Source organism: Belnapia rosea (genome assembly GCF_900101615.1).
GTDB classification, from domain to species: Bacteria; Pseudomonadota; Alphaproteobacteria; order Acetobacterales; family Acetobacteraceae; genus Belnapia; species Belnapia rosea.
Genome location: NZ_FMZX01000021.1, coordinates 60,132 through 75,670 on the forward strand (window position 1 = coordinate 60,132; position 15,539 = coordinate 75,670).

A 15,539-nucleotide genomic window follows, 5' to 3' on the forward strand; every position below is an offset into this window, starting at 1 on the left:
GTACCGGAGCCGTTGATTCGCTTTTATCCGCAGGAGACATCTACACGTGCTCTAATGGGCAATTCAGCCAACGACCGCGGCCAGCACGCAGGCGATTGGCCACACCGCCAAGAGCGGCGGCGCCGCGTGGTCCTGCATGGCCTCCTGCCTAATCCGCTCCATCAGGGCCGCCTCAACCTGTTCGAGGCGTTCCGGAAGCCCTGATGGCGTTGCTTGGCGCTCGGCCGAGCAGACGTGACGGACAACCGCCCCGATCTGGCCTTCAGCCACTTCGACGGGATCGCCGGACTGCCCAATAAGGAAGGCCCTCAGACGTAGGTCGCGCTCTTCCGCCGTTCCTCCGGACATCTCGACCCGTTGCACGGCGAAGAACAGCAGTGCTGCGTTCCCTGGTGCCGAAAGGCCGAGCATGCTCCCCGCCCTAAGTCGCACAGACGCGATCCGTCCCTCGGGCTTCTCCTTCAATCTCTCCCGCACTTCTGCCACGACACGGGCATGACCCGTTCCAAGCCTTGGCAAGGCCGTGCCCTCGTCATCAGCCGCCGGTAGGCCATCGGTCTCGTCGCAAACGAAGAGCTGCTCGAAGGCGCGTACCGTCCGAACCTCGGCGTCGCATGCCACAACGTCGCGGCCTTCGATGGAAAAGACCGGCTTCGTCGCAATAGGCCCGTCCTCAGCCCCACACGCCCTCTTCAGGAACTCGCGTAGGTCCGCCCAATCCACAGCGCCAGGGTCGAGGGCTGCGACTGCAGCGGCGCCCTCCGCGAAGCGGCGGGTGAATTCGCTCCATCTATCGTAGCCGGCGCGCACAATCGATGCGATGCGGCGCTCAGTCTCACCGCCCGGGGGCCATGGGAGGTCCACGCCGAAGACGTCGGCAAGCTCCTCTGGCGGCACGAGGCTCATGACCCGGCTGAACAGCGGCTCAAACTGCTCTGGGTCGAGTTGGCCCGCGATGAGCCGCAGCTTCTCGCGGGCGATACGGTAAGCGTCCGCCTCGCGCGTCCCGGCCACCACGACCGTGTCCACGATGATGGTCTGGCGGGAGCCGAACCGGTGGACACGCCCAACCCGCTGCTCGAGGTCCATCGGGTTCCAGGGAACGTCAAGGTGGACGAGCCGGCGCGCGACCTGGAGGTTGATGCCCTCGCCCCCCGCCCGCGACGACACGAGGAACCGCCGCCCGCGCCTGGCACGGAACTGCTCGACCTCTGCGTCCCGCTCCCCATCGGTCTGCCCGCCGATGATAACGGAGGGGCGCTCACCAAAACGTCCCTCGATCTCGCGGGCGACCACGGCGACTGTCTCGACCGGCTGACAGAACAGCACGACCTTCTCATCCCCGGCACGGTTAAGGATTTCCAGCATCGCCTGCCATTTCGCCGCGTCGGCCCGGGCCGCCTTGAGTGCCGCACCGCGTCGGAGAAGTTCTGACAGGAGGTCGGGGTCAGGTCTCCAGCGCGCCTCGCCCCCCTCGTCGAGCTCCTCGGCGTCCTCCTCGTCCTCCTGCACGGCAATCTGTTTCACCATGCGGGCGTGGAGGTTGGTGAGCGCCTCGTTGGCCGCTCCGCCGCGGTATGGGCGTAGCGCGAGGAGAGCCTCGGCCAGCGCCGGATTGTTGGGGCCCCAACGGAGGCGGCGGATAGCGAGGCGAGCCAGAAAACCTAGCCCAGCCTCGACGCTCGACGCAGCCCACTGGAGCGCCTGCCCCTTCGCCCAGCCCCCCGCTCGCGCGCCCGCCTGTCCGCGCCCGGCAAGGGAGGCGCCGTCGTAGAGGGCCCCGATCTGGTCGTACCACGCGGCCCATGGGCCGCCGAGCTGCACAACTGTGGGCTGCCGGACGTCCCGGCTTGGGAAGAGCGGCCGCCCGTACCAGTCGCGAACCGACTCCTTGGTCCGGTAGATCAGCCGTCCGGCCACACGATCAATGTCTTCACCGCCCCGTTGCAGTAAAGCGAGAATGTTCTCGAAGCGCGCTTGGTGGCCCTGGTGGGGCGTCCCGCTGAGAAGGAGCAGGCGGCCTGTCTCCGGCCGCTGCAGCTGGAGCAGGTCACGAACGAGGCGGTAGCCGGCGTTGGGGCTGCCGCCGCCCGGCTCCCAGTCGGAGAGGTGGTGGCACTCGTCCGCAATCAGAACGTCCCACGGGCCCGCTGCCGCGAGCTTGGCTGCGTTAGTGTCACGGACCGCCTTCTGGAGGCTCGCCACGACTATGCGGTCGCTCTCGATACGGGCGTCGCTCTCGGGTCCCGCCACCCATCTCCGGGCGTCCAGTCCGAGCCTGCGGAGCTCGCCGACAACGTTACGGACAAGCCTTGCGGGGGCAAGGTAGAGCATGCGGACGTCGGGCCGGGTGGCAAGGAGTCGCTGCGCGATCAGCCCCGCTTCCACCGTCTTGCCCAGCCCGACCTCGTCGCCGATCAGCACGCGCTGCAGATCCGGCCCCGCGAGCACGTGCTCGACAAGCGACAGCTGGTGCATCAGGGGGGCGACGTCGCGCACGACGAGCCGCCGCTGCCTGTCCTCGGCGAGGAGAAACCACGCAAGGAGCGCCTGCTGGGCGCGTCGCGTCTGCGCGAGCCAGTTGCCCCCCTCCCGCGAGCGCGCCGCCGCCATCGCAGCTGGCGTGGGCAGAACTTCCGTCGCGCGCGCGTCCACGAAGGGGTCCAGGAGCGGGGGCGCAAGGTGCGCCTCCCCGTCGGCGTAGGCCCGCCGCGGCAGCCCGACAAGGCTTCTAACCGTAAGGCCGAGGTAGGGTAGTTCCGCCACGACCGCTCGCGGCTCGCCCTGATAGCTGACGACGGCAGGCTGCATGGCGGGCGTCCGACCTTAGGCGGCGAGCTGCTGCGGAGCAGCAGGCATGCAGGTGCGCAACTCTTCGAGTTCATGGAGCACCTTGGTGCGGCGCTGTGCATCAGAGCGGCGCTGCCTGGTTTCCTCACGCTCCACAACGGCGTCCGCGGCCTGCTGGACGGGGTTTCCCCATTCGGCAAGCGCCCGCAGGATCTCGAGCTGCACCTCCGCGAAGCGGGCTTTGAGGAGGGCTGCGGCTGGTATTGCTGCCTCCCTCACGGCCGTCCTGGACAGCTCGTCAAACAGATCCAGGACTCGTCTCTTCACGCCTGGTCCGTAGGCGTCACCCCGGGCGACGAAACGCTCGCACGCGCTGCGGATGGGCGTGGCAATGCGCTGCACCAAATCCCTCTTGATCGCGTCCTTCAGCTCGTCGACCGCCTCGCGCCCGACCTGCCCAAGTTGCTCTACCCGATCCCGGATCAGCTTATGCTGGGCGGCGAGAACCTCCTTCTGGACGCGTGTGTCGGAACGCTGGTCCGCCCACTCGCAAATCTCGCGAACAATGTCCTCGAGGGCACGGCCATGGGCCTGGGTTCGAGTTCGAACTTGACGCAGGAGGGTTTGGCCCCAAACCGCCGCCATTGGCTCCTGGAAGCGCTGTGCGACGTCGGCTGCCAAGTCGACGCGCCGCCCGACATTGGAGACATAGGCGCCACCCCGAGTTACCGTGGCCCGCAGCGTCGCCCAGTGCAACTGCCTCAAACCCCAAAGGTAGCCGTTGACCTCCTCCTGAGCAGACGCCTGAGCCTTTGCCACCAGCTCGTCGATACGCGTTGTGGCGGTTCCCTCAAGGAACTCGCGGAAGGCTCCCTCCCTGTTGGCGAGCTCGAGGCACTTGGGCTCGAGAAATCGATCGAGCTCTTCCCGGAGCTTTACCGCCTCCTCTGCCGCCCGCATGTTCTCGGTCCAGAGAGTCTGCGTCCGGTCGAGGTAGGTAGAGGCGGTCCTCAGGATACGCGAGGCCACCTCGTCCCGCGCGGATGCCATATCGGCGCGGTGGTTGGAGGCAAGCTGCGTCAGATGCCCCTGCAACTGAGGTATGCCCGTGTCCTCCGGGTCGCGCACGAAGGGCCGGACATCCTCGTCGTCGTCGGCGGCTTTTAGGTCCCGGTACTGTGTGGCAGACACCGCGAAGACGCGCATCGATTCGAGCAGGGCCTTGCCGGCGCCGATGCGGGCGGCTCGTACCACCTCGTCTTCCGTTTCGGCGTCTGAGAGTTTGGCGAAACCAACCGCGGCTTGCGCGCGAATCCTCTCCTCCATCTCCGGGCGGAGGCGGGCAAGGATGTCCCGCTTTCGCGGGCGCTGCTCCTTCGGCAGACCCCGGTGCTCTTCCTCGGCGACCTCGTCTGTCTTCGACACGGCGATCAGGAGCGCGCAGGGGTCGCTTTCCGCATCTCCCGCGGAGAGCAGCAGTCTGTCCCAGTATCCGCTGTCCCGGATGAGTTCGACCGACGCGTCGGTGGGTCCAGAGCGGTCTACAACGAGGATTATCGCCCGTGCGCGCTCGCGGATGAACTCCGATGTTACGGCACGGTGGCGGTCGCTGGCGACACCAACACCGGGTAGGTCCACCAGGACAAGGCCGGCCTTTAGGATGTCGGAGGGCCACCCAACCTCGATTTCGGCGATTAGTGGTGCGAGGGATCCCGAGGCGTGCTCGCGGAGAAGGGCGGCGAAATTCTGGCCCACGGAAGCCTTCGAATGCAGGACCGACTTGCCACCCCGGCCTGAGGCGAGCGCGATGGCGGCACGTCGGGTCCGTACATCGTCAGCCTCAGAAAGTGAGGCAAGACCAGGAGTATCAAGCCCGAGGACCCGCCGGAACCCGGCGACCAACTCCTCCAGGCTTGCCTCTGCGAACTGATCACCCTTGACGACCTGTCGCACTTGCTGGGCGAGTTCCTCAACGCGCTTCCGGCGCTCGGCGTCGATCGTCCGGCGGTGTTCCGCGGCGTTCCCCTCCCCATCCCCGCGTGCTCTACCCTCAGCCTCGCCAGGCAGGTCGGCTGTTGGCTCGCCGGGGTCGCCAGTCTCGATAAGCGCGAGCGGGCTCTGTGCGTCTGGAGCCTCCTCCGGGCTGGCAGGCTCGACCACCCGTCCCTGGCGTCGCAACTCGGCCTCTAGGGCGAGGCGAACGCCATGCAACTGGCGCACTTCCTTGTAGCGGACGCGGAGGTAAGGCTCCTGGCTGAACCGGACCTGTGTAGCGAGGGCTGTCAGCGGGCCGATCCCGCCCGCCGGAAGGACGGTCTCGCTGCCAGCAACGAGGGCGTTGAGGAGGGTACTTTTGCCAATTGCAGCCTGTCCGAGGACGCAGACCACAATGTCCTGGTCGCGATCGAGGAAGCGTTGGAGACGCACCGCGTCGTTCTCCAGCTGCGGAACGGCCTCTCCGATGTGCTCTTGGAAGAAGGCTTTGGCTTCCTGCCACCAAGTCAGGACCGAGGTAACCTCCATTGCTACTTCCGTCATAAGCACATCTTCTGCTCTATCGTGCACGCTAGCATCAACCCTAACAAGCTATCGTGCCAGCATTTTTTTGAGACTCGATTCGCATTTCTTGATTCGTGTCGACACATTATCGATCGGAGCGCTTGGCCGCAGCTGCCGGCCACGGCATCCATGGCGCCCCTGGATCTGTCCCAGACCAGTGCTGCCTGCGTAGTCGGCGCCGAAGTGCCGACGGTGCTGGGCCCCTCGCGTTTTTTGGCGCCCGCTGCGAGCGCGAGATCTCGGTACGGATAGCGCGGGTGCAGGCGGCGGATCACCGGCCAGGGGATCCAGTCAGCCGACAGAACTTCACCCCCCAGACCAGTCCACACAGGGGCAGCGTCCCGACGTGGCGCAGCGTTGAACCGCCCCGGCTTCGCCGCAGGTCGACCGGGCTTGGCGGCACGCCAAGTCCGTCCAGCCGGGCGGCGAGGCCAAGACGATCGGCGACTGCCTGTAAGGCTTCCAAGTTGCCCTCGCGCTCACGCCGTCGAGTCAGCAGGCGCACTGCCTCGATGGCGAACAGCCCAACCTCGGCGACGATCGGCGCCGAGATGGTGAGGCTCTGGTCCTCAAGATGGGTGTTGATGGTGTAGCGCAGGCGGATAACGGCCAGCCGGTCCGCCTGCCTAGCAGTGTCTCGCACTTTCCCCCTGCTCCACGGCGTCGCCAATGGAGTCCGCTGTGGCAGCCTGACTCGTGCAAATGCCGTCTCTCGCAAGCAAGGTAGGAATGTTATAACCCCGCTCAGCGCGACCATGTCCGATGGATACTGGGCGTGGTTCAGAACGGTGCCAAAGCGCTCGTTGTACTGCTGCGCCGCAGGTCTGGCAGCGGAACCGGCGGTAGCTCTGGGCGGTGCGCTCCGGCCGCTCGGTCATCTTGGCCGAGCCGCAGGCCACACAGTCCATCTCGTTCTCCGTCGAGCCCTGAATGGAAACCTCCGTCCCTAACTGAGCTGGCAAACAGGCCGATTGCCGTAATGCCTGGCAGAACCGTGTCGGCGGCACAACCACTGGGGTTTACTGGGAAGCCGTAGGGATGCCCCTTGGAGTCGCGGGCGGTACGATTGCATCGCTTATCCACCGCCTGACTGATATTTACTGGGAGCGGGCTGGGATATTGTGGGCGAGCAGTTCGATGCACCCCTAGCGGAATCAACAGCGTAGCGAGATACCCACTGGGGTTTAGGGGTGCATACTATAAGAATTCCAAATACCTCTTTGCAATCACCACAAAATCCCAGCACGACGGCAACGCCGCGAAGAGGCAAAGTGCTAATGGCTCAGGAAGGGGGCAGGCCGGTGGGAACCGTCCATCAGCTGCTATTGGAGTTCGGTAGAGAAGGAGCATTGAAGGCCGACATCGACCGTCGTGTGGTCGAGGCGGCAGCGGGCTTTCTCGCATCCGAAGACAACGAGATCGGCTTCCTCTACTCCGGCTGGGCACAGGCGGCCCTTCCGCACCGCAGGCTTAAGGATGAGGAGCCGTGGCAGGTGGAGACCGACCGCGTCACCCTGCTCGTGCAGCCCGGTATGCGGCCTGGCAAGCCTCCTGTGAGTATCGGCGTCCCCTACGGTTCCCGTGCCCGCCTGATCCTGCTCTATCTGCAATCTGAGGCCCTACGTACCGGTTCGCGGGACATCAGTCTCGGTCGCTCCCTGCACGCTTGGTTGCGCCGCCTCGGCATTCCTATTGGCGGTCGCTCCATGCAGGATGTGCGCGACCAGGCCGAACGGATCAGCCGGTGCCGCATGTCCTTCCAGATCGTGCAGGGCAACCGCTCAGGTTTGGTGAACCAATCGATCCTCGACACCGCCATGTTCGTCGAGGACGATAGCGGGCAGCAAAGCGGCCAGTTTATTGAGACTGCCACTCTATCCCAAATGTTCTTCGATCAACTAAAGCGTCACCCAGTGCCAATTGTTGAATCTGCTGTCAAAGAGATCGCCAATAATTCCCTAGCGCTTGATGTGTATTGCTGGCTAGCGTATCGACTTCATGTCTTGAAAAGCCCGACTCCGGTTAGCTGGTCTGCTTTGAAAGAGCAGTTCGGGCAGGGCTTTGGGCGACTCGATCACTTCCGTCGCCAGTTTCGCCACACCCTCACCATGGCGCTGTCGGTGTACCCGGAAGCCAAGATAGAGGATCAGGCTCGGGGCATCCTCCTATATCCCAGTCCCGCGCCGGTTGCGCCGAAGACGCTCCGACTGGTGACGGGGCCAGTTAAGTCCAAGCGGCTACCCGCCCCCTAAACTCGAGCGATCCCACAAAATCCCAGCCTCACCGAAGCGTTCTTATTAGCTCGCTCGGCGGTTCCCGCACCGCGGCCTAATGTGGCGGCGAGGCTTTGGAGATGCCGCGCAAGAAGTGCAGGTAGGGCTAGGCCAGCCACTTGCCGATCCCCAGTGACAAGCGTGGCTGCCAAACACGGCGCCGGACATCAGTGTCGCCGTGATGGGTCGCTCCACCTCGAACTGCTCGCTCAACCACGCTACCGCGCCGAGCCACGCCGGGAACGTCAGCCAGTGGTGAACAGCTTGGTCGTGCGGACGAACAGCCAATACGCTTGGTGCGGAAGTCGATAAGCGTGCAGGGGCTGTGTCCTCCCCCACGGCACGTAAAGATCGGCAGCGGGCTGCTGCTTCGATCCACCAACGCCTTCAGTTGCTCATCCATGCCCCCCACCCTCTCCAGAGGCCGTGACCTGGGGGTGGAAGTGGCAGTGTTCGCGCCAGCAATGCTTGCGCAAATACAGCAATGTTCTCTGCCCTTTCTGGCGTGGTTCGCCTTTCAGGTAACCCGGGCATGGCCGCGTGGTCAGGATAAATGACGCGTGCATGGATGGTCGGCATGAGCCTGCCCTGCTGAGTCAGATTGACCGGGCGCTGGGTGCCTGCAGCCAATAGCCCATGGTGCTGCGGGTAAACATGGGACCGTGGCAGTGGAGCAAGAGTGTTCAATGACGATTAGGCGACGCGGCTTCGATAGCATGCCGGTGTACATGCGGTCCTGTGCACCGTCACACATGTGCGCCTGCATACCTGCGCGCCGTCACTTCACGACGCGCGGCGCATTCTCCCGGCGGAACCAGTCGTCGATTAGCTCCTCCATCAGATTTTGCACCTTCCGCCTACCCTGCCTAGCAAGGATGACGTGCATTTGGGAGAACGCCTCCTCGGAGAGAAAGAACATCACGGCTCGCTTGCCCTCGCGGTACGGCTGGCGCCGCCTTGGATCCGGATCGATGGGGTCTGCGCTCGGGACGGCAGCAGCGGGTTGCATGGGCGGCGACGGCTCTGCCACCGGCGGGTCGAATGCTGGGCGGCCATTGTCGGCCTCAACGATGTTGAACAGGTTTTTCCGGGCCATTGATTACACCTTCACGCCGTCTTTCATGCGAGCCTGCGCACTGGCGCTCCTGCGCGCCGGAGCACCTGTCTCCATGAGCACATGTGCGCCTGCGCCAATGTGCGCCTGCGTGCTTGCGGGAATGCGGAGCGCATCAAACAAGTTCTTCACCTCGGATGCGGCTTTGCTTCCCGGCTCAACCTCTTGAGCGGTCAGCCCTTTCATGAACGGGTAGCGGAAAGCCTTACGCTCTCCCCATCGCACATTGGACACCTGCATTCCCCGCTTTCGGATAGCATCCAACGTCCCAGCGATCTCCTGCCCCTGGGCCGGTACCCGGTTCAAGGCGAACATCATCGGGACGTTCGCCAGCTTGCAAACGTCAATGGTTGCATCCACTGCGTCCAGATCGACGATGCTGGGCTGAACGGGCGATAAAACGAGGTTCGCAACTTTGGCCGCCTGAGCTGCGGCCCGGTCCGCCTGCGGCGCGGTATCGACCACAACGAAGTCATAACCGGCAGATCGGGCCGCCTCGATCGCCTTCTCCAACCGCCCCGCGGCCTCGGTAGTCACGTCTGGCGGGTCCTCGCCGCGCCTGTCCATGATCTTTGCGGCCGATGCCTGGGTGTCGATATCGACCAGTAGAGTCTTCATACCGCGGCGGTGACCTTCGACGGCCAGATGGATCGCCATGGTACTTTTGCCGCTGCCGCCCTTCTGAGCAACCAATGCTAGCACGAACATGCATGCTCTCCTGTGTGCCGTCGCGCCTGTGAGCCGGAGCACATACTCACCTGCGCACATGCGTGAAGGCAAGCTCCGCGCTGCTTGCCCAACTGTGCGCAGCTATGTAGGCGAGAATGAGCGTAGGTAGCAATGAGTGAATGCGGCCCGGTGCGCAGTCGCGCCGGCACACATGTGCGCCGGCGGGCATGAGCCCATGCCAGGGGCGCTGGCCTGCTGCTGGTCGGCGACGTGGACCAGCTGCCCTCGGTCGGGCCAGGCCAGGTGCTGGCCGATATTATCAGCTCCGACGCGGTCCCGGTGGTGCGCCTGACCGAGGTGTTCCGCCAGGCGGCCGGGAGCCGGATCGTCACCAACGCCCACCTCATCAACCTCGGCAAGATTCTGGACCTCAGCCGCAGGAGGGTTCGGACTTCTACTTCGTCGAGGCGGCCTACCCGGAGACCGGGCTGGAGAAGCTCCTGGCCATGGTCCGCGAACGCATACCCTACCGCTTTGGGCTCGACCCGGTCCGCGATGTCCAGGTGCTCTGCCCAATGAACCGCGGCGGGCTCGGGGCGCGGTCGCTGAACATCGAGCTGCAGAAGGCGCTGAACCCGCCGGGCGAGGTCTAGGTCGAGCGCTTCGGCTGGACCTTCTGTCCCGGCGACAAGGTCATGCAGGTGACCAACGACCACCCGCGCGAGATCTACAACGGCGACCTCGGCATCGTCCGCCGGATCGACTTGAAGGAGGGCGAGCTGGTGGTGCTGGTGGGCCAGAAGAAGGCCCTATCGATCGCCGTCCGCGGCCAGTAGACCCACCGACGCTGGTCGAAGTTGAAGGATTGGCTCAGGGATTGACCGAGATATAACCAGTCAGTCTCGGTCTTTGCCGCACTCCGGGGGCGGGCAGGGCGTCCTCGCTCCCCCCGCCGCCGCCCGCGAACGGCTTCGTCCACGATAGCCCTGCTATCTGGCGGCAGCAGGCCTACTGGCCGCCCCCATCTAACACGCGATCCTCCGCCTTCTCGCGTGTTCCAAATGGGTGCCTGATTCTCGGCAGGGCCGGCCCAAGTCGCTGAAGAAGGCCAACTTTCCAAAATTAGGGCAAGCCCTGCCTCCCTTGTGGTAAGCGGGACTTATCACAAGTCATTTGACCACTCTGCCCGTCAGGCGGGGCATTCGGAGGCCCGCCGGTAAATGCCGGCATTCCCATCCTGACCAACCTGAAGCATGAGAAGTACGCCGCCGCTCGTGCCCGTGGCGCCACTGGCGCCGAGGCGGTGTGTGCCGCCGGCTACGCGGCGAAGAACGCCTCGAACACCGCTTACACGATCGGGTATCGCTCCGGCGTCAAAGCATGCATCGCCGAACTGAAGGTCAACATCGAAGCCAAGGTCAATGCCGAGGTCGCGGCTGCCGCCGCCGCCGCCGCGGAGATCGTGCAGCCCGTGGTCGCCACCTGAGATTGGGTTCTCAGCGAAATGATCGAGGCTGTGGCCGACGCCAAGGTGGCTAAGAACTACACCGCGCGCATCCGCGCGGCCGAGTTGATCGGCGAGGAGATCGGCATGTTCGTCGAGCGGACCACGGAAGTCCGCTCCCCGCTCGATGACCTGACGGCGAAGCAGACGCTCGCACTGCTGCGCACCAATGAGGCGGTTGAGGCAGGGTGAACCGCCCCGGCTTCCCTGGAGGCTTCAACTCTTGAGAGGATGGAGCCATGAGGACGAAGAAGACGGTGGCGAGCTACTCGCCGGAGGTGCGGGAGCGGGCGGTCCGGCTGGTGCTGGACGGCGCTGGGGAGCACCCGACGCAGTGGGCTGCGATCAGCTCGGTCGCGGCGAAGATCGGCTGTACGACGGAGACGCTCCGGGATTGGGTGCGCCAAGCCGAGCGTGACGCGGGGCAGCGGCCGGGACCGATGAGCGCCGAGCGGGAACGGATCAGGGCTTTGGAGCGGGAGAACCGCGAGCTGCGCCAGGCCAATGAAATCCTACGGAAGGCGTCGGCGTATTTCGCGCAGGCGGAGCTCGACCGCCGGTCCAAGACGTGATCGCGTTCATCGACGATCACTGGGGTGAGTACGGGGTCGAGCCGATCTGCGAGGTGCTGCCGATCGCCCCGTCCACCGACCACGCGCGCGTCGCGGAGCGACATTGTCCAGAGCGGGCAAGCCCCCGACGTCGCCGCGATGAGGTCCTCCGCGCAGAGATCCGTCGCGTACATGAGGCGAACTTCGGGGTCTACGACGCCCGGAAGGTCTGGCGTCAGCTCGGCCGCGAGGGGGTGGCGGTCGCCCGCTGCACGGTGGAGCGGCTGATGCGGACCATGGGCCTAGGTGGCGTCGTGCGTGGGGAGGAGACGCGGGCCACGGTCTGGAACCCCGCGACGCCGTGCCCGACCGACCGGGTGAACCGCCAGTTCAGGGCACCGGCGCCGAATGTGTTGTGGGTCTCGGATTTCACCTACGTCGCGACGTGGCAGGGCTTCGTCTACGCCGCTTTCATCATCGACGTCTTCGCGCGTCGTATCGTCGGCTGGCGGGTGTCGCGCACGGCGCAAACAGGCTTCGTCCTTGATGCTCTGGAGCAGGCCCTGCACGACCGACGTCCGGCGAAGGGCAGGCTGACATGCCTTAGCGACAAGGGGTCGCAGTACGTCAGCATTCGCTACACGGAGCGCCTCCTCGTGGCCGGGATCGAGCCGTCGGTCGGGAGCGTCGGCGACTCCTATGACAACGCCCTCGCCGAGAGTGTCATCGGGTTGTTCAAGACGGAGGTAATCCGCCGTCGCGGACCTTGGCGCTCCCTCGAAGTTGTGGAGTTCGCCACCCTCGAGTGGGTTGCCTGGTTCAACGCCCAACGCCTCCTCGAGCCGATCGGGAACGTCCCTCCGGGAGTGTCAGGAATTCTGTGTAGGGCCGCGATGATCAGGTGATGGCAAAGCGGTCCTCGAAGAGGATGGCGAACTGAGCCTTGGCTGCGGTCCACTCCCTCTGCGGCATCTTCCATTCCTTGGTGGTGAGCCACAAGACCAGGAACAGCAGCTTCAGCACGGCCTCGTCGGTTGGGAAGTGGCCCCGGGCGCGAACGGCGCGCCGTAGCTTGGCATGCAGGGCTTCGATGGAATTCGTGGTGTAGATGATCCGGCGCACATCGGCAGGAAAGGCATAGAACGGGATCACCTCCGCCCAGTGCCGGCGCCAGGTCTGACCGATGACGGGGTATTTGCGGCCCCATTGGCCCTCATCGAACGCCTCGAGGGTAGCCTGGCCGGCGTCGGCGTTGCGCGCCCGGTAGACCTCTCGCAGAGCCGCGGCGACAGCGCGGCGGTCCTTGTAGGAGACATAGTCCAGCGAGGTGCGCAGCAGGTGAACAATGCAGGCCTGCACCTGGGTTCGCGGGAAGACGGCGGCGATCGCCTCCGGAAAGTCCTTCAACCCGTCGACGACGGCGATAAGGATATCTTCGATGCCGCGGTCCCTGAGCTCGTTCATGACGCGCAGCCAGAACTTGGCGCCCTCGGTCTGCTCGATCCAGAGCCCCAGCACCTCCTTGGTGCCGTCCGGGCGGACGCCAAGGGCGACATAGACGGCCTTGTTTCGAACGGTGCCCTCGTCGCGGACCTTGACCCGAAGGGCGTCGAGGAAGACCAGCGGGTACAATGCCTCGAGCGGTCGGTCCTGCCATTCGGCGACCTCGTCGAGGACGGCGTCGGTGACCGCGCTGACCAGGTCGGGCGAGACCTCGATGCCGTACAGCTCGCGCAGGTGCCCCTGGATCTCGCGGGTGCTCATGCCGCGCGCGTACATCGACACGATCTTGTCGTCGAAGCCGGGAAAGCGGCGCTGATACTTGGCAATCAGCTGCGGGTCGAAGGTCGAGAGCCGGTCCCTTGGCACCTGCAGGTCCAGCCGGCCGGTGCCGGTCAGCACCGTCTTGCTGCCGTAGCCGTTGCGGCTGTTGGCCCGGCCATCCGGCTCGCCACCCTCGAGGTGGTGGTCCAACTCGGCGTTCAGGGTTCGTTCGGCGAGCGCCTTCTTGAGCCCGTCCAGCAGCCCGCCGTCGGCCAGGGCGGCCCGGGCGTCAGACCCGGCCAGCAGCTGGTCCAGCAACTCATCCGGGATGTGGGGTTGTTTGCGTCTCGGCATGCGATGGCTCCCTCAGCAGCATCGTACGGCCCGAAACACGGAAATTCCGACACTCCCGTGCGTGATCACCTCGGCGTCGAGACCCAGCGTCAGTGGTCGGACAAGGCGATCGCTCGCACCACGCCCTGCCTGCTCGGCCTGTTCTCCATCGTGACCCTGCTTGCCACCCGCCTCAGCTGCCACGCCAATCTGCAGGTCTCAGCGGCCGCTTGGTACCGCAAGCAGCGGCCCACCTTCGCTGACACGCTCGCCGCAGTCCGGCAGCAGCTCTGGCGCGAGCAGGGTTTTCTGACCTCCCGGCACGCCTCTAAGCCGGCAAAACTCCGACCCGCTCTCCGCGACGGCATTGTCCACGCGCTCTGCTATGCGGCGTGAATGGCCAAACTCGAGGTAAGGCGTTCGTTGAATTGCGCGAGCATCGTCGCGCCACGGCGGAGCGGATCGATGGCCTGGAGCGACAGATCGTCGCGCACGCCCGGCACGACGACACGGCTCGGCGCCTGGCCACGATCCCTGGCATCGGGCCGATCACCGCCTCGCTGACCGCGGCTACGGTCGGGGACGGCATCGGGGACTTCAAGAGCGCACGGCATTTCGCGGCCTGGCTGGGGCTGGTGCCGCGCCAGCACTCGAGCGGTGGCAGAACCCGCCTTGGCCGGATCACAAAAACCGGTAACCGGGCGATCCGGACGTTGCTGGTGCTCGGCGCCACCTCAATGGTGTACCGCGCCGGGCAGTGGAACAGCGCCGCGGGGGCGTGGGTGCGAGGGCTGCTGGAGCGGCGTCCTGTTCGGCACGTGACGGTGGCCCTGGCCAACAAGATGGCACGCATCGCCTGGGCGGTGATGGCGCGCAACGAGGTCTACCGCGCGAAGGGCGGCGTCGCGCCGGCTGCGGCAACGGCGTGACGCGCGGGCGCGCATGGTAGGCCGCGGGCGCAAGCCCGCGCGATCCGGCGGCAAGCGCTGAACGGCGTGATGGGAAGGACTGCAGGTCGAGCAGTTTCAGGCAAAGGCCGATCAGAGTCGTGTGCCTCGAGCACGCCAAACAGCTTGGCGCCTGACACGCATGCGCACACCCATAATGGCCAGCGGCAGGTGCCGCGCAGTAGGCCGGACATAAGGGCGCGGCTGACCGGACTTCCCACGCACGCCAGCTACCGCTTGACGCAGGGCCGAGTTCCAAGTGAACGCGCGCCGGACGGGGGGCCTGCAAAGCAGCACTCCGGATCGCGGCCGACAGGCTGGGGCTGCGCGTTCCGCCGGACATCTTCGCGCGCTCCTCCGCCGTGGCGGCGGACGTTCACGCACGCCCATGCTGAGCGGGGACGATGCCAGGAGAAGTCTCGCTCAAGTCCAAGCGCGCCAGAAGGCAGGATGCACATCGGATGCGCGCAGCAATAGACGGTCGCCGGTCGTGACGTCGTCACTCCCGCTTCCGGGCAACGGTGTCGTCGGGGGGTGAGGAGGGAGATAAGCGTTGCACCCCCCAGGCCGTCCACATAAGACTCTGAGGCGCCGGTCCCGTCACCCCAGACCGCAGCCATCGGGTGCCGGTGCTGCGCCTCGACGACCGCAGCGCGACCGGCGGTGGCGCCCTCACCACCGGTATGGACCAGGGCATCCACCCCACACGGCTCAAGCGCCTCGGCCGCCACCGCAGCTACGCTGTGCTCGACGAATACCTGAAGCACGGTGACGCCTTCGAGGAGCACCCCCCCCTTCGCCGAGGTGCTGTGATCCCGCCAGGCTGGGGCACCGTCATGCCCGTGGTCATGTTACTAGGGGCGGCCAAGCCCTAGCGGCGCCGCTAAACATACTCATTCATTCGACTGCGATACGCTATGCCACTTGTCCGAGCGTTGCACTCGCCTGCATGGCGATGCCGCCATCCGGGCCCACCGCCCAGACCTCGGCGCCCTCGGCGGTCGGCCGGCCGATCACGGTGAAGGGCGCGGTGTC

Annotated in this window: 12 protein-coding genes, 2 pseudogenes and 1 other annotated feature; of the genes and pseudogenes, 8 read left to right on the forward strand and 6 right to left on the reverse strand. The window is 65.6% G+C overall.

Going from position 1 to position 15,539, the window contains the following annotated elements:
* Nucleotides 1-63 precede the first annotated feature (63 nt).
* The 3 genes from BLR02_RS22945 to BLR02_RS22955 all read right to left on the reverse strand — a co-directional run bounded on the left by BLR02_RS22945 (nucleotide 64) and on the right by BLR02_RS22955 (nucleotide 5,992).
* The gene (locus BLR02_RS22945; protein WP_090664778.1) at nucleotides 64-2,811 is read right to left on the reverse strand and encodes a helicase-related protein; all 2,748 of its coding nucleotides are present in this window, start codon (nucleotides 2,809-2,811) and stop codon (nucleotides 64-66) included.
* Between the two features lie 15 nt (nucleotides 2,812-2,826).
* A complete protein-coding gene (locus BLR02_RS22950) occupies nucleotides 2,827-5,313 on the reverse strand; it encodes a dynamin family protein (protein WP_176849752.1) in 2,487 nt (828 codons plus the stop codon).
* Between the two features lie 307 nt (nucleotides 5,314-5,620).
* A complete protein-coding gene (locus BLR02_RS22955) occupies nucleotides 5,621-5,992 on the reverse strand; it encodes a hypothetical protein (RefSeq protein WP_090664780.1) in 372 nt (123 codons plus the stop codon).
* Nucleotides 5,993-6,698: 706 nt separating this feature from the next.
* Between BLR02_RS22955 and BLR02_RS22960 the strand changes: the two genes are divergently transcribed.
* On the forward strand, nucleotides 6,699-7,601 hold the full coding sequence (locus tag BLR02_RS22960) for a replication protein RepA (RefSeq protein WP_245704915.1): 903 nt from the start codon (nucleotides 6,699-6,701) through the stop codon (nucleotides 7,599-7,601).
* 799 nt (nucleotides 7,602-8,400) lie between these two features.
* Here BLR02_RS22960 and BLR02_RS28855 read toward each other — a convergent pair.
* Both BLR02_RS28855 and BLR02_RS22965 read right to left on the reverse strand, forming a co-directional pair.
* Entirely contained in the window at nucleotides 8,401-8,718 is a 318-nt protein-coding gene (locus BLR02_RS28855) for a hypothetical protein (protein ID WP_143018255.1), read from the reverse strand.
* Nucleotides 8,719-8,721: 3 nt separating this feature from the next.
* Nucleotides 8,722-9,444 (reverse strand): ParA family protein, encoded by a 723-nt coding sequence (locus BLR02_RS22965; protein WP_176849753.1) that lies wholly within the window; start codon nucleotides 9,442-9,444, stop codon nucleotides 8,722-8,724.
* Nucleotides 9,445-9,651: 207 nt separating this feature from the next.
* Between BLR02_RS22965 and BLR02_RS30590 the strand changes: the two are divergent.
* From BLR02_RS30590 to BLR02_RS22985, 4 genes and pseudogenes are all read left to right on the forward strand, one after another.
* A pseudogene (locus tag BLR02_RS30590) lies at nucleotides 9,652-10,241 on the forward strand (ATP-dependent DNA helicase); the annotation flags it as partial.
* 467 nt (nucleotides 10,242-10,708) lie between these two features.
* Nucleotides 10,709-10,891 (forward strand): hypothetical protein, encoded by a 183-nt coding sequence (locus BLR02_RS22975; RefSeq protein ID WP_090664783.1) that lies wholly within the window; start codon nucleotides 10,709-10,711, stop codon nucleotides 10,889-10,891.
* Between the two features lie 18 nt (nucleotides 10,892-10,909).
* Nucleotides 10,910-11,101, forward strand: a complete 192-nt coding sequence (locus BLR02_RS22980; RefSeq protein WP_090664784.1) for a hypothetical protein — start codon at nucleotides 10,910-10,912, stop codon at nucleotides 11,099-11,101.
* 47 nt (nucleotides 11,102-11,148) lie between these two features.
* Nucleotides 11,149-12,365, forward strand: a protein-coding gene (locus tag BLR02_RS22985; protein ID WP_408735536.1) for an IS3 family transposase whose coding sequence is annotated in 2 segments (ribosomal slippage) — nucleotides 11,149-11,446 and nucleotides 11,446-12,365 — 1,218 coding nt in all. Because the reading frame shifts where the segments join, the coding sequence is not laid out codon by codon here.
* Nucleotides 11,436-11,552 (forward strand) — a sequence feature (AL1L pseudoknot). (Overlaps the previous gene by 117 nt.)
* Here BLR02_RS22985 and BLR02_RS22990 read toward each other — a convergent pair.
* Nucleotides 12,358-13,578 (reverse strand): IS256 family transposase, encoded by a 1,221-nt coding sequence (locus BLR02_RS22990; protein WP_090664786.1) that lies wholly within the window; start codon nucleotides 13,576-13,578, stop codon nucleotides 12,358-12,360. The genes BLR02_RS22985 and BLR02_RS22990 overlap by 8 nt on opposite strands.
* Nucleotides 13,579-13,635: 57 nt before the next feature.
* Here BLR02_RS22990 and BLR02_RS22995 point away from each other — a divergent pair, with 57 nt between their 5' ends.
* The 3 genes and pseudogenes from BLR02_RS22995 to BLR02_RS30595 all read left to right on the forward strand — a co-directional run bounded on the left by BLR02_RS22995 (nucleotide 13,636) and on the right by BLR02_RS30595 (nucleotide 15,379).
* Complete coding sequence (locus tag BLR02_RS22995; RefSeq protein WP_218128032.1) at nucleotides 13,636-13,953, forward strand: hypothetical protein; 318 nt, start codon at nucleotides 13,636-13,638, stop codon at nucleotides 13,951-13,953.
* Nucleotides 13,954-13,985: 32 nt separating this feature from the next.
* A pseudogene (locus BLR02_RS23000) lies at nucleotides 13,986-14,486 on the forward strand (IS110 family RNA-guided transposase); the annotation flags it as partial.
* A gap of 647 nt (nucleotides 14,487-15,133) precedes the next feature.
* Nucleotides 15,134-15,379 carry a hypothetical protein gene (locus tag BLR02_RS30595; RefSeq protein ID WP_245704916.1) on the forward strand — a complete coding sequence of 82 codons (246 nt, stop codon included), beginning with the start codon at nucleotides 15,134-15,136 and terminating at the stop codon, nucleotides 15,377-15,379.
* Nucleotides 15,380-15,539 lie beyond the last annotated feature (160 nt).